This is a genomic window from Shewanella sp. BJSY2023SW007 (assembly GCF_047314525.1).
Taxonomy (GTDB): Bacteria; Pseudomonadota; Gammaproteobacteria; order Enterobacterales; family Shewanellaceae; genus Shewanella; species Shewanella chilikensis.
In genome coordinates this window covers 42972-56736 of sequence record NZ_JBKORL010000015.1, presented here as the reverse complement: position 1 = coordinate 56736, position 13765 = coordinate 42972, and the positions used below count along the sequence as shown (strand labels likewise).

Here is a 13765-nt window from a genome sequence, read left to right as displayed (position 1 = left end):
CAAACCTTTCCCGTTAATTTAAGTGGAAAAGTGAGATAAAGGATCTGTAAATGAGCGCTGATAAACACCTACAAAGTTGGCAAGAACGCTTCGAACTGGCAGAGGCCATGCAGCCCCTGTTGGGCAAGTTGTATCGCAATCAGGGCGTAGAAGTGGTGGTTTATGGTAAACCCCTGCTGATCGCCTCCACCATCGATATTATCAAGGCCCATCGTCTGGTTCGTCGCCATGTGGGCGACAAGCTGCGCCTGCGTGAGAGCTTCCCCTTCGTAGAAGCCCTGAGCAAACTGGATGTCAAACAGTGCAAAGTGGATATAGGTAAACTGGCCGTTAAGTACTGGCGTAACCATACCGATGGCAGCGAAATTGAGGCTTATATGAGCCGCGAGCTGGCCAGTGCCATTGAAAGCAAAGATGAAGTTGAGCCACGCAACGTCGTTCTCTACGGTTTTGGTCGTATCGGTCGTCTGCTGGCCCGTTTGTTGATTGAAAAAACCGGCCGCAGCAACAAGCTACGCCTGCGCGCTATTGTTCTGCGCGGTGGCCGTAAGGGTGACCTGGAAAAACGTGCCAGCCTGCTGCGCCGTGATTCAGTACACGGACCTTTTAACGGCTCTGTCGAGGTGGATGAAGAGAACAATGCCATCATCGCCAACGGTACTTATATTCAGGTGATTTACGCCAACTCACCCGATGAAGTGGATTACACCAAGTACGGTATTACCGATGCCTTGGTGGTCGATAACACAGGTATCTGGAAAGATGAAGACGGTTTGGGTCTGCACCTTAAGAGCCCAGGTGCGTCAAAAGTTCTGCTCACTGCACCTGCCAAAGGCAGTATCAAGAACATAGTCTTTGGTGTTAATGACAGCGATATTCTGCCGGAAGATGTTATTGTTTCTGCCGCCAGCTGTACCACCAACGCCATTACGCCTGTACTGAAGGCCGTTAATGACAAGTACGGTATCGAAAATGGTCACGTGGAAACCATCCACTCTTATACCAATGACCAGAACCTGATTGACAACTACCACAAAGCCGATCGTCGCGGCCGCAGTGCACCGCTGAACATGGTGATCACTGAAACCGGAGCCGCCAAAGCGGTTGCCAAGGCGCTGCCGGTACTTTCCGGTAAGCTGACAGGTAACGCAATTCGGGTACCGACTCCGAATGTGTCCATGGCCATCATCAGTCTGAACCTGAATGCTGAAACCAGCAAAGAAGATATGAACGCTTATCTGCGTGATATCGCGCTGCATTCAGAGCTGCAAAACCAGGTGGACTTCACCGAGTCTACGGAAATCGTTTCTTGTGACCTGGTCGGCTCACGCTACGCTGGTGTGGTCGACTCTCAAGCCACCATCGCCGATGGCAAACGTGCCATCCTCTATGTATGGTATGACAACGAGTTTGGTTACAGCTGCCAGGTGGTGGGTGTAATGCAGAAGATGTTAGGTCTTAACTACTTGTCTCTGCCGCTGTCTGAAGATTAATTCCGACTCTTAATAGCCAAGGCCCGGTCTGAGTACCGGGCCTTGTTATATCCAGGCCTGGATATTATTGGATTCACCAGGGGCCGTTTGGGAAGTGTTTTTATAGCGGCGTTGTACAACGACTTTTAAGATGCCATTTGATAGGGAAGGGAGTCGACAAGCTACTGAATCGGATTGCATTTTAATCATTTTGATTGGAAACTGCTCCCGGTTGAGTAAATTGCCAGCATTCAAGCGGTTTTGACATAAAAATGCCTATTTGCCGATTGACTCCCGCCCTTAAATCGGTAGAATGCCATTCCGCAGTCAGGGGATAAGGCTCTGGCTTCCGCTTGAATAGCGGAACTGGTATGTGACATTAACTCAGTTGATAAAACAGAAGGTCGGTACCTTTGTTGAACGTCAGCTTGGATGATGAAGCAAACAAGTGATGCGACATTAGCTCAGTTGGTAGAGCGGTACCTTGCCAAGGTACAGGTCATCGGTTCGAACCCGATATGTCGCTCCAATCCCAGCCTTACGGCTTGGGGCGCGATGGCAGAATGGCTATGCTGCGGATTGCAAATCCGTCGATCTCGGTTCGACTCCGGGTCGCGCCTCCACTCTTCAGCGACGATGAGATATACTCCTTGTCGCACAATTTGCCCGAGTGGTGGAATCGGTAGACACAAGGGATTTAAAATCCCTCGCTGGTAACAGCGTGACGGTTCAAGTCCGTCCTCGGGTACCATATTAAAAAAGAGGCCAAGCAATTTTGCGGCCTCTTTTTTATTTTCACAGCTAGCATTCCGAATATTTTCTAAGATGGCTACCCAACAAAAGTAACCTCTTTTTTCATACATCAAGGTAAAAGGCAGCAGCGCAGCTATACAGCCATCTATAGTGGTTGGTCATGGTCAATCATGTAGTGATTCATGATGGTAAAACTATCGCCATGTTCCCCTTGGTATAAATCATCAAAAAATAACAGCTATTATATACCTGCCTTGATGAGCTCGGGTTATTGGCGCCCCTTTACAACGATATGGCAAAGCCTGTGTAAATAGCATTTCACTCATGTGAAATAAATGAATGGGGTCCCTTTAACAGTTTAACTTTTTTGGCCCCTTATTAACTGATCGGCACTTGTATGCTGAGGTCAATAATTCTGGCTCAAGTCTATGATGGCACCGCCCTTTGGGCTAAACAGTTGTTGATGTAACCTGGCGGCAAACTCATCAGTCATACCTGAGATATAATCTGCTATTACTCTGTGACTGTTTTCGCCTTTATTGTTGGCCTGTTGCCAGCGTGATTGGGTATTGTGGGGCAGGAGTCTCAGAGGATCCGAGGCAAAGGCTTCAAACAGCTCCATCACTATCTGCTGCCCCTTGTACTCCAGCATCTGGATCTCGGGCTTACGCACCACATATTTAAGGACAAACTGCTTCAGTAGCTCCAATAGCTCAGCAAACGCCGGTTCCAACTTGGCGTTAAACCTGAGCAAGGGTTCGGCAAAGTCCGGGGTCTGGTCGATTCTGATGGCGGTGACCAGCGCATTTACCAGAGTCCCAATGGCATCCTTGCGCAAGTGATGTTTGCGGGAAAACAGCTTGAGCTCAATATTTCCGAGTTGGCTTTGGATCCACTCATCTTCAATGGCTTGCAGCGGGGCATGCATATCCTCTTGCCAATTGGAGCCGGTGACAATTCCCATCACTATGGCATCTTCGAGATCGTGCACCGCATAGGCGATATCATCAGCCAGCTCCATAATAGTGCAGTCGAATGACTTGTAACGGGTACGGCGGTGCAGCCCATCGCCCGGACTATAATGGCTGAGAAAGCTTTGCTTGTCTTTACTGTCCAGCGGCTCAAGTACCCAATCGAGGATAGCTTCATCGTCATCGAAAACCCCTTTGACAGGTGGCCATTGGCTCGGCCTTAGCTGACGATAGTGACTCAATTCTGGCTGGGGTCTATCCACTTTCAGTGTGCGTACCGGCGCCGGGTATTTGAGTACACCGAGTAGGGTGCGGCGGGTCAGGTTCATGCCAAAGTGTTCGGTATAGGGTTCAAGCCGGGTAAGGATTCTGAAGGTCTGGCCATTGCCTTCAAAGCCGCCGTGCTCACGCATCATGTAGTTGAGTGCCACCTCGCCACCATGGCCGTAGGGTGGGTGGCCGATATCATGGGCCAGGCACAGGGCTTCGAGCAGACTCATGGAGTCGAGCAAAAAGGCCATTTCGGGATAGCGCTGCTTCAACTGGGCGGCTATGCCCGTACCTATTTGTGAGACTTCCAGAGAGTGGGTCAGGCGGGTGCGGTAAAAGTCGTTCATGCCCACTCCAAGCACCTGAGTCTTGGCCTGTAAGCGCCGAAAGGCGGCGGAGTGCAGAATTCTGGCTCTGTCTCTCTGATAGGGACTGCGATTATCGTCGCGGCGCTGACTGTTGTTGGGCTCGCGCCTGGCTTGCCAGTGGGCTTGGCTCATAATCTCTCCTGCTAGAGCAGTTGATTGATTTCATCCAGATCCAGGGTGAAACTGGGAATAAAATGCTCGCGAAAATACGTCACTGCCGGGTCTGGGTTGGCATCCAGCATGGTTTCGAGTCGCTTGCGGGCACTGTTGAACTCGTTGTTGCCGGCACGCTTTTCTTCGAGACACTTAAGATAAGCGCACAGAGTATCGGCGGACTTGACCAACTTGCGATGGCTGAGCTCGGCGCTATCACTGATAAACAGCGCTCGGTAGTCGTCACGAAACTCTTCAGGCACCATCTCCAGCAGTCTGGCTTCGGCTATAGCTTCAATCTTCTTGTATTCGGCCTCTATCTCGGCATTGAAGTATTTGACCGGGGTGGGCAGATCGCCGGTAAGTATTTCGCCGGCATCGTGAAAGATAGCCAGGGTGGCGGCGCGATCGGGCGAATATTGGCCATTGAACTTACGGTTACTGATGATGGCCAGCGCATGGGCCACCATGGCAACCTGCAATGAGTGTTCCTGCACATTCTCGGTGCGGACGTTATACATTAAAGGCCAACGCTGAATTAACTTCATCCTGGCCAGGTGGGCAAAAAGGTGACTCATACAACTTCCCAAAGTTTTTTGCGCGTTTCTCTTACTTTACCTCAGTGGTTAAAGGCTGTCAGTGCCGGGCGAGGATAAAAAAGCCGCCTCGACGGGCGGCTGGCATTGTGTTATTGACGGTAGTACTCGAGGAAGTCACCGAAGGCGAGCAGGGCCCGCTGTAAGTCTTCCTTATGAGGCAGGAACACCACTCGCAGGTGATCCGGCTCCGGCCAGTTAAAAGCCGTGCCCTGTACCAAGAGAATTTTCTTCTCTTTCAGTAGATCCAGCACCAGGCGCTCATCGTCCCTGAGGCCGAAACGCTTGCTGTCGAGACGGGGAAATGCATACATGGCGCCCTTGGGTTTCACCACACTCACGCCGGGAATTTGATTGAGCAGCTCATAACAGATATCCCGCTGCTGGGTCAGGCGACCATCGATGGCGGTAAGCTCATTGATACTTTGATAACCGCCCAACGCGGTTTGAATCGCATGCTGATTGGGCACATTGGCGCAAAGGCGCATAGAGGAGAGCATCTCCAGCCCCTCAATATAGCTGTGCGCTGCTTTGAGATTACCGGACAGCATCATCCAACCGACCCGGAAACCGGCGGCTCTATAGGCTTTGGAAAGGCCATTAAACGTCACGGTGAGAATATCATCCGACAGACTACAGGCCGGGATATGCACAGCGCCATCGTAAAGAATTTTGTCATAGATCTCATCGGCAAACAGTATGATGGAGTGTTGCCGGCACAGTTCAACAATCTCCAACAACAGCTCACGGCTGTATACGGCACCGGTTGGATTGTTGGGGTTGATGATCACTATACTTCGGGTTCTTGGGCCAATCTTGCTCTTGATATCCTCAAGATCGGGAAACCAGTCGGCTGATTCATCGCAGCGATAATGGCGTGCCTTGCCGCCGGCCAGGTTAACCGCCGCGGTCCACAGTGGATAGTCAGGGGAGGGAACCAACACCTCATCATCGGTATTGAGTAGCCCCTGCATGGCCATCACAATCAATTCGGAAACGCCATTACCTATATAGATATCTTCGATATCGACACCGAAGATCCCCTGGGACTGGTAATGCTGCACAATCGCCTTGCGGGCAGAGAACAAACCTTTGGACTCACAATACCCTTGGGCCGATGGCAGGTTGAGGATCACGTCACGAACTATCTCTTCCGGGGCTTCAAAGCCAAAGGGGGCCGGGTTACCTATATTGAGCTTAAGAATACGATGGCCTTCATCTTCCAATCGACGTGCTTCTTTATGTACCGGTCCTCGAATATCGTAACAAACACTGTCGAGCTTATTGGATTTGATGATTGGCCGCATTACTACCTCGAAACTGGCTGATATGAAAGAGTTTAACCTTCGGCACGATACCTAATTTAAAGCATCTTAGAAAGGGGGGGGAGTCATATTTTTTCGCTTTTAACAGAATCTTTATCTTTTAACGGCAAATAACACACCAAATAATAGATGATATAGCCATATTTTGGTTATGAATCAGCATTTAAAACTGCACAATCATCAAGAAACTGGTGATTAACACAAAACTGATTCGATATTATTTAAAATAAAAAGGCAGTTTAACTGAATGCTTATATGTCAATAACGCTAAAAGCGCTTAAAATGTGCATGTAAAAGCTATTGAATCATATAGAAATTTTTCGATAATTGCCTGTAAGGTCAAAATTTGCGCTGACTGACTCAGATTATGGTTGACTCATAAGCAGTTGAGCATTATTTTCTGCGCGATGTTTTTAGCAAGGCTCCAACAAAAGCGACCAGTTGTTACTGTCCGTCTGGCGGAAAGCCGTAAATAAAGCAGTTGTTTTGGCGGTGTCTCAACACCCCACATGACTTTATAGGGCCGTAAGGCCATCTTTTTGAGGACCTAAGTGCATGTCTGAGCCGACAGCGTTAAGTCTTGTTCCCCCCATTGTTGTATTGGTGCTGGCCATTTGGCTGCGTCGTCCCATCCTGGCATTGATCATAGGCGCTGTCAGTGGTCTGCTACTTTTGGATCCCAGCCAGGTACTGAATAACTTCGCTGATATTTCACTCAAAGTGATGGCCGATGAGACCATAGGTTGGTTAATCCTGGTGTGTGGCAGTTTCGGTGCCCTGATTGCCTTATTGGTGCGCACCGGCGGCGCCTTGGCCTTTGGCCGTAAAGCGCTCAAACTCGCCAAGGGGCCACGCTCATCTCTGCTGATGACCTTTGTACTCGGCCTGGTTATCTTCATTGATGATTACCTGAATGCACTCACGGTCGGCGAAACCATGAAGCGGGTCACCGACAGGTTCAAGATCTCCCGTGAGATGCTTGCCTATGTGGTCGACTCTACCGCTGCGCCAGTGTGCGTGTTGGTGCCGCTATCCACTTGGGCAGTATTTTTTGGCGGGCTCTTGGTCAACAACGGTGTGGCCGCCGAAGGTGAGGGGATCCAAATCTATATGCAGGCGATCCCTTATATGTTTTACGCCTGGTTGGCGGTTGCCATGGTGCTGTTGGTTATTCTCGGCATAGTTCCGGCTATAGGGCCAATGAAAAAAGCACAGCTTGCTGCGGCTGCCGGTAGTCCGGCTAAAGAGCAAACAAATTTTGATGAAGTCCAGACCTTGGATGAATATGCCGTGCGTGCGATGGAGGAGGAGTTTGAGCAGGCCGATAAACAAGGACAATTACACAATTTCCTGATACCTATTTTGCTGTTGGTTGGCTTTACCGTCTACTTCGATATCGATGTATGGAAAGGCTTGTTGGCAACCTTGGTAATTACCTTGCCATATTACGCGGTGCAGCGTTTGATGCCCTTGTCCGAGATGATGGATCAGATGATCGATGGTTTCAAGAGCATGCTACCGGCCATAGGCACTGTTATCGCCGCCTTTGTATTCAAGGATGTTTGCGACCAACTGCTGCTGCCCCAGTATGTCATTGACTCCCTGAGTCCCTTTATGACACCTAAGCTCTTGCCAGCAGTGGTGTTTGTAGCCATGGCGATTCTGGCCTTTGCCACAGGTTCCAGTTGGGGAATCTTTGCGGTAACCATTCCTATTGTAATGCCGCTGGCGCAATCTGTTGGTGCTGATATCCCCTTGGTGATAGGTGCCTTGTTGTCTGCTTCATCCTTTGGTAGTCAGGCGTGTTTCTACTCAGATTCCACCGTCCTTGCGGCGCAAGGCTCCGGCTGTAACCTGGTAAGTCACGCAGTCACTCAACTGCCTTATGCTTTAATCGCAGCGGCACTGACTTTTGTTGGTTTTATCATAGTGGCTTGAGCCTTAACTAGGGATCTAAAATCCCCGGGTATGTCCTGGGGATTTTTGTTTGCTGAACATCCCAGACGGTTTTTATTCGAGTCTGTGAGGCTCGTTAGGTGTTCTTATGCTCCCCATTGGGAAATGACAGATTAGAAGTAAAAAACCGATGACAATGGCATCGGTTTTTTACTTAATATGTTTTAACGCAGCAAGTACTCAGTTTAGGTTTCATCTGCTACAGAGTTAACGGTTTTGCTCGTGTGAGGCTTGCTGTTTGGCAGCAACAGGTTCATCAATATGGCTACGATACCACAAAGGCTGATGCCGGTGAGGCTGAATGAACCTATACCGAAAGCCATACCTCCGATACCGAATACCAGTGTCACTCCAACGATAGAAAGGTTGCGAGGCTCACTGAGATCCACCTGGTGTTTGATTAGTGAGTTGAGGCCCACTGCAGCGATAGAGCCGAACAACAGACACATGATACCTCCCATTACAGGTACCGGAATGGTCTGCATCAGAGCACCCAGCTTGCCGACGAAGGCCAGCAAAATAGCAGTAATGGCTGTCCAGGTCATAATTCTAGGATCGAAGTTGCGCGTCAGGGTTACTGCGCCAGTGACCTCAGAATAAGTGGTGTTGGGTGGGCCGCCAAAGGCGGTAGCTGCTATAGTGGCAACACCGTCACCTGCTAGAGTGCGATGTAAGCCGGGCTTTTTCAGGTAATCTTTACCGGTAACATTGGAGATAGCCAGAATATCCCCTATGTGCTCCACCGCAGGGGCGATGGCAACCGGGATCATGAAGGCTATGGCGTGCCAGTTAAATTCGGGAGCGACGAAGTTAGGCATGGCCAGCCAGGCGGCTTCGTGTACAACATTGAAGTCCACTATGCCGTAATACAGACTCAAGCTGTAACCGACGACAATGCCGGCCAGGATTGGCATCAGCCTCAGCAGTCCCTTGGCAAAGATGGCCACGGCTATGGTAGTCAGGAGTGATGCCAAAGAAACAAACAGCGCGGTATCTTGGGCAACAATTACTTGGCTGCCATCTCCGCTTTTACCAAGCGCCATATTCACCGCAACTGGTGCCAGGCCGAGACCTATGATGATAATAACCGGCCCCACCACTACAGGGGGCAGAAGCCTCATTATAATGCCGCTACCACGCAGCTTTACCACAGAGGCCAATATTAGGTAAACACAGCCGGCTGCCATCAATCCGCCCATGGTGGCTGGGATGCCCCAAGTTTGGACGCCATACATAACAGGTGGAATAAAAGCAAAAGACGACGCGAGGAAAACAGGGATTTGACGTTTGGTGATCAGTTGGAATAACAGGGTGCCGAATCCGGCGGTAAACAGGGCTACGCTGGTATCGAGGCCGGTGAGCAACGGCATCAGCACCAGGGCTCCGAAAGCGACAAACAACATTTGTGCGCCTTGCAGAGGACGGGCAAGGTATTTCATTTTTTTATCCGTATTGTGGTTAAACCGGCCAATATTACCAGATGGCCACAATGTGTGGGGGGCTATTTGCCGTTTCAGATCAAATTTTTCACAATTTCCGCAGCTGAACCCGAGATGAACCAAGAGGCAGGTTTTTCATCTCCATCGGCTCGCCAAGTGGGGCATATATGATACACTTTTGCCATTCCGACCATTTTTTACCGTCGCAAAGATGCTGAATTCATTTGTAAAGCCAGTTGTTTTTCTTTCCCTGTTCTGCGCCACAACTTTGGTTCAGGCTGTAGAGGTTAAACAGCTGGATGAAGCTACTGTAGCCGTTGGGTCTAGATCCAGTGCCGAGAAGAGCAAGGGGCTCAAGAAGGCATTGGAAGATGTTATTTTAAAAAATTCCGGCTCACGCAGCGCTCTCGAAAGTCCTGAGATCCAAGCCAAACTTGCCAATGCCAATGCCCTGGTCAGTCAATTTGGTTATCTTGATACCGATGAAGGGCTCAAGCTAAAAGCCAATTTCGATCACCGTAAGATAGTCGACATGTTGCGTAACGCAGGCTTGCCTGTATGGGGCAAACAGCGCCCTTTAACTCTGTTTTGGCTTAGTACGGATATCAACAATGAAAGGGTTATCCTAAGTGATGACTCAAGCGCTGAAGAGCGCAAGGCGTTTGCCGATGCCTCAATGGAACGTGGTGTGCCGCTGATGTTTCCTTTGATGGATCTTGATGATTTGATGCGTATCAATGTCAATGACGTGCGCGGTTTGTTTGCCGATACTGTTGCTACGGCCTCCGCTCGCTATCAGGCTGACTTCTTTGCGATGGGCGCACTTGAGGCAAATGGCAGTGAATTCAACTATCAGCTAGTACTTTATCCCAAGACAGATATCAGTCAGTCCTTTGGCCAACCTCTGCTCAATCGTCAGGGACAAGCTGCCAGTAAAGACGAGGCTGTGGCCGAGATGATGTTGTCACTGTCCGATTACTTTGTTTCCCGTTACGCCATAGCCGACTCGGGGGATGGTTTACTGAGCAAGGTACGTTTTACCGGCATCAGCCAGATGAAGCAGTTGGTGGAAATTGAGGCATTTCTCAATCAACTCAGCGCGGTGCGTGAAGCAAGCCTTAGCACTCTGCAGGGGGATAGCGCTACTTTTAAGGTGCAACTCTTTGGCTCGGAAGATGACTTGAAAAACCTGTTGCGTTTGGAGCCTCGCTTATCTGCGGCACAGAGCGGTTTTCAAGATGTCGCCGACGGCCAGGGCTACGATGGTTTTAACTCATTGCCTCAAGCAACCGAGAACACAGAATTCAACGAGAATGTGAGCCAGCCCCTAGGTCCTTACCAGTGGCACAGCCGTTGAGGTTTTAACCGCGGCGCCAGTCATGCTAGACTTGGCGCCCGCATTTTTTGATTGACCGCGATTGGGAACGACCCTGAGTGACACAAAACTCACCCTTGCAACTTTCACTGCCCGTTCACTTGCCGGACGATGAGACTTTTAACAGTTACTATCCTGCGGCAGGAAACGATGAACTTATCCAGACCCTGAGGGCCTGTGCTGAAGGCCACAGCCAGGGGGCTGTTTATTTATGGGGACCGGTAAAATCGGGAAGAACCCATTTGATGCACGCCGCCTGTGCCCACGCTAATGAATTGGAACGCAGCAGTTTTTACATTCCTCTGGGTATTCATGCTAGTATCTCCACCGCTTTACTCGAAGGGTTGGAGCAACTCGATCTGGTTTGTATCGATGATGTCGATGCCATAGCCGGTCATCCTTTATGGGAAGAGGCGATATTCGATCTTTATAACCGGGTAGCCGAACAGAAACATTGCGCTCTGGTGGTCAGTGGCAGTGCTGCGCCCATAGATGCCGGTTTTGCCTTACCGGATCTGGTCTCAAGGATGCAGTGGGGACTCAATTATCAACTCCAGCCCATGGCCGATGAAGAAAAGTTGGTGGCATTGCAGCGCCGAGCTGCAATGCGTGGCCTGCAGTTACCAGAAGATGTAGGCCGCTTTCTGCTGAATCGTTTGGCCAGAGACTTACGAACCTTGTTCGATGTGCTGGACAGGCTGGACAAGGCTTCTATGGTTCATCAACGTAAGTTGACCATTCCCTTTATCAAAGAGATGCTACGGCTTTAGTCCTTAGTTCGCTAAAGATAGTAAAAGCAGCGCTGCCCTAGAGCAGCGCTTTTTTTACAATGACAAACCAAAATAACAGTCAGGGTCTGTTTATCCCCACAGGAGTTCTGTGACGATCGCCACTCAAACGCAGCGGCACTTGAGTCTGTTCACTCTGTTGCTGATGCTGGATATTGCTCTTCGGCGCCATTGGCGTGGCTGATATGCCGAGGTTGGCGGCCCAGCTCAGGCCTGGCTGCATCTGCAGCGGCGCCGGCAAACTATCCAGCAGCAGCTGATTATTAAGCTCAGGCATCATCTCATTCAGCACCAAGCTTGTGCGGTTTCTAAGTTCAATGGCGCCGATACGTCCCCGTTGGCCCCAGTCAACAATGATGCTGTTTGCGGTCACGGTTACGGGTTTATCTGTGACTGCCACATCCCGCTGTACCCCAAGGCGATAGCTCATCATGGCTTCTTCAAACAGCATGGCGGCGTCTTCTCTAGAGGTGCTGTAGTTGTAAAAATCATTGGCTCTGTCGGCAGAGAAGAAGCTGCTGACATCCCCGGGCGAGTATGCCTTTTGGGTGGCTGTGGCGGTTTCACCCATAAAGCTTACGCTGGCCAGGGCACTCATTTCTGTGCTATTCAGCGGATAGGCGTTGCTGAGTTGATCCGATATCAAGGCTTTTTGCGTCGTGCGCCGGTAAAAGTCGTCCAACAAAGTCGGCCCCTCAAGGCTTGAATGAACACTGCGCGGGAAAAAGTCATTGGCATGGGCCAACTCGTGGTATAGAAGCGAGGAGAGATCGGTTGTCAACTCGCTGATAGGGCGGTTGCTGCGCTGGCTGCGATCACGGTAGATAGAGGCATAATCGTTGTCTTTGACATAACGCCAGGGGATCAGGAACTGCAGCTCATTACCGAAACCGGCACGATAGTCCGGCGCTTCATTGATACTATCGCGCTCGGTTGCCGTCAGCCAAAGGTCTTCCGGATCCAGGTAAATGGCGCCGGTAACCACCCAGTAAAAGGAAGGACGGATATCGTAGCTTATCACCACGGCGGTGACAGATTGCAATAAAGTGGCAAAGTCACCATGAGTGTCCATCTGTTCGATAAAGGCTTCAAAATTACGCCCCATCCAGTCGTGGGATACCAGTACCCGGTCCATTATCGCTTCTTTATCACTGATACCGCCGGCGCCTTGTCCAATCAAAGGTAAGGTGTTGAGCTGGCAAGCGCTTAACTGATTGGAATAAGTGCAGCGTTTTAGTACATCGGCATAAGGTGAGTTACGCCTGTAGGCATGAGTGCGAGCAACTGGCGCATCAAAGTACTCTGAGGTAATTTGCGCTTCATCCGTTATCAGTATGCTGACTTCATCGCTTAAGATCTCGCCATTAACATTGGCGCTGGCTCTCAAGATCACCCCCGTATCCTGGCTAACCCCGGGGGCGACAAATAAAGGACGTTCAAGGTTGGACAAGTCCAGATTAAGTTCAGGCCCGGCAGCAATACACCAGTTGATGTTGTTTGCCGCAGCGCCATTGACTCTATCCAGTCGTACGCTGACATTGTTGCCCTCTACCACCTGATGATCCTGGCGAATGTTAAGGCCATTTCCCACTGCCACTGTCAGGCTGACAGTCTCTTGCAAGCTGAGATCATTGCCGCTGACATTCAACTGAAAGCGGTAGTCACCGCTTTCTGGCGGCACAAACGCCAGCACTGGGCTGTCATTAATGGCTATATCGACACTGGGCCCTGACAATTGCTGCCATTGGAACAGCATATTTCGGCTGTTAAGCGTGCCCAGAGTGGCAATAACACTACTTTGCTGGCCGGCTAAGTAGTGGCTTTGCAACTTAAAAACCAGACCCGATGCCGTTGTTTGATTGTTGAATTCACTTTGTTGCTCACAGCGCGACAAGGCCGGAGGTGGAGTAACGACAGGAGGGATAAGGTCACCACTATCATCGTTGCCACCACCGCCACAGGCGGTGAGTAAGAGGGTACAGCTTAAAGGGAGGTAAGACAGTATCTTCATGGCACGACTCCACTTGGTTGACTGCTTGTTATTGTTTGTTGTTGTTTTATATAAAAATGGTTGTAACTATTGGGTACTATAGCACGGGCCAGTAGGGTCACCAATAGTCCGGGAGAATGGGAATTTTGTTGCAAACTATGTAGTAGGAGAGTGGTGGCAGAACCTATTTGAAGCTCTGACATAGGTTTGGTTAAAGTTTGCCCCAAGGCAAATAAGGTCAAAATTGCGCAGCTTGTTTCATGTCGAATGGGGGGGAGGATTCAAGATTATGGTAAAATCGCCTGTTAT

The 13765-nt window shown here is 50.1% G+C and carries 9 protein-coding genes and 3 tRNA genes; 7 read left to right on the top strand and 5 right to left on the bottom strand.

Features of this window, described 5'->3' with window-relative positions:
• Positions 1–50: 50 nt before the first annotated feature.
• From ACMHXE_RS03355 to ACMHXE_RS03340, 4 genes are all read left to right on the top strand, one after another.
• Entirely contained in the window at positions 51–1493 is a 1443-nt protein-coding gene (locus ACMHXE_RS03355) for a glyceraldehyde-3-phosphate dehydrogenase (protein ID WP_039032918.1), read from the top strand.
• A gap of 432 nt (positions 1494–1925) precedes the next feature.
• A tRNA-Gly gene (locus ACMHXE_RS03350) sits at positions 1926–2001 on the top strand.
• 20 nt (positions 2002–2021) lie between these two features.
• Positions 2022–2095: transfer RNA gene (locus ACMHXE_RS03345), tRNA-Cys, on the top strand.
• Positions 2096–2136: 41 nt separating this feature from the next.
• Positions 2137–2223 (top strand) — tRNA-Leu (locus tag ACMHXE_RS03340).
• A 408-nt stretch (positions 2224–2631) separates the two neighbouring features.
• Here ACMHXE_RS03340 and ACMHXE_RS03335 read toward each other — a convergent pair.
• From ACMHXE_RS03335 to ACMHXE_RS03325, 3 genes are all read right to left on the bottom strand, one after another.
• Positions 2632–3966: an anti-phage deoxyguanosine triphosphatase gene (locus ACMHXE_RS03335; protein ID WP_165565051.1), complete on the bottom strand. Its 1335-nt coding sequence runs from the start codon at positions 3964–3966 to the stop codon at positions 2632–2634.
• Between the two features lie 11 nt (positions 3967–3977).
• On the bottom strand, positions 3978–4565 hold the full coding sequence (gene yfbR, locus ACMHXE_RS03330) for a 5'-deoxynucleotidase (protein ID WP_144167300.1): 588 nt from the start codon (positions 4563–4565) through the stop codon (positions 3978–3980).
• Positions 4566–4675: 110 nt separating this feature from the next.
• On the bottom strand, positions 4676–5890 hold the full coding sequence (locus ACMHXE_RS03325; RefSeq protein ID WP_413731377.1) for a pyridoxal phosphate-dependent aminotransferase: 1215 nt from the start codon (positions 5888–5890) through the stop codon (positions 4676–4678).
• A 573-nt stretch (positions 5891–6463) separates the two neighbouring features.
• Between ACMHXE_RS03325 and ACMHXE_RS03320 the strand changes: the two genes are divergently transcribed.
• Entirely contained in the window at positions 6464–7846 is a 1383-nt protein-coding gene (locus ACMHXE_RS03320) for a Na+/H+ antiporter NhaC family protein (protein ID WP_101056552.1), read from the top strand.
• Between the two features lie 203 nt (positions 7847–8049).
• On the opposite strand, the gene ACMHXE_RS03315 is transcribed toward ACMHXE_RS03320, so the two are convergent.
• Positions 8050–9303 (bottom strand): uracil-xanthine permease family protein, encoded by a 1254-nt coding sequence (locus tag ACMHXE_RS03315; protein ID WP_101056313.1) that lies wholly within the window; start codon positions 9301–9303, stop codon positions 8050–8052.
• A 211-nt stretch (positions 9304–9514) separates the two neighbouring features.
• Between ACMHXE_RS03315 and ACMHXE_RS03310 the strand changes: the two genes are divergently transcribed.
• Positions 9515–10660: a DUF2066 domain-containing protein gene (locus ACMHXE_RS03310; protein WP_101056314.1), complete on the top strand. Its 1146-nt coding sequence runs from the start codon at positions 9515–9517 to the stop codon at positions 10658–10660.
• Between the two features lie 77 nt (positions 10661–10737).
• Complete coding sequence (hda, locus tag ACMHXE_RS03305; RefSeq protein ID WP_039032924.1) at positions 10738–11448, top strand: DnaA inactivator Hda; 711 nt, start codon at positions 10738–10740, stop codon at positions 11446–11448.
• Positions 11449–11527: 79 nt separating this feature from the next.
• Here the strand turns inward: hda and ACMHXE_RS03300 are convergent, their stop codons facing one another.
• Positions 11528–13477, bottom strand: coding sequence for a hypothetical protein (locus ACMHXE_RS03300; protein WP_226563950.1), 1950 nt, complete (start codon positions 13475–13477; stop codon positions 11528–11530).
• Between the last annotated feature and the right edge of the window lie 288 nt (positions 13478–13765).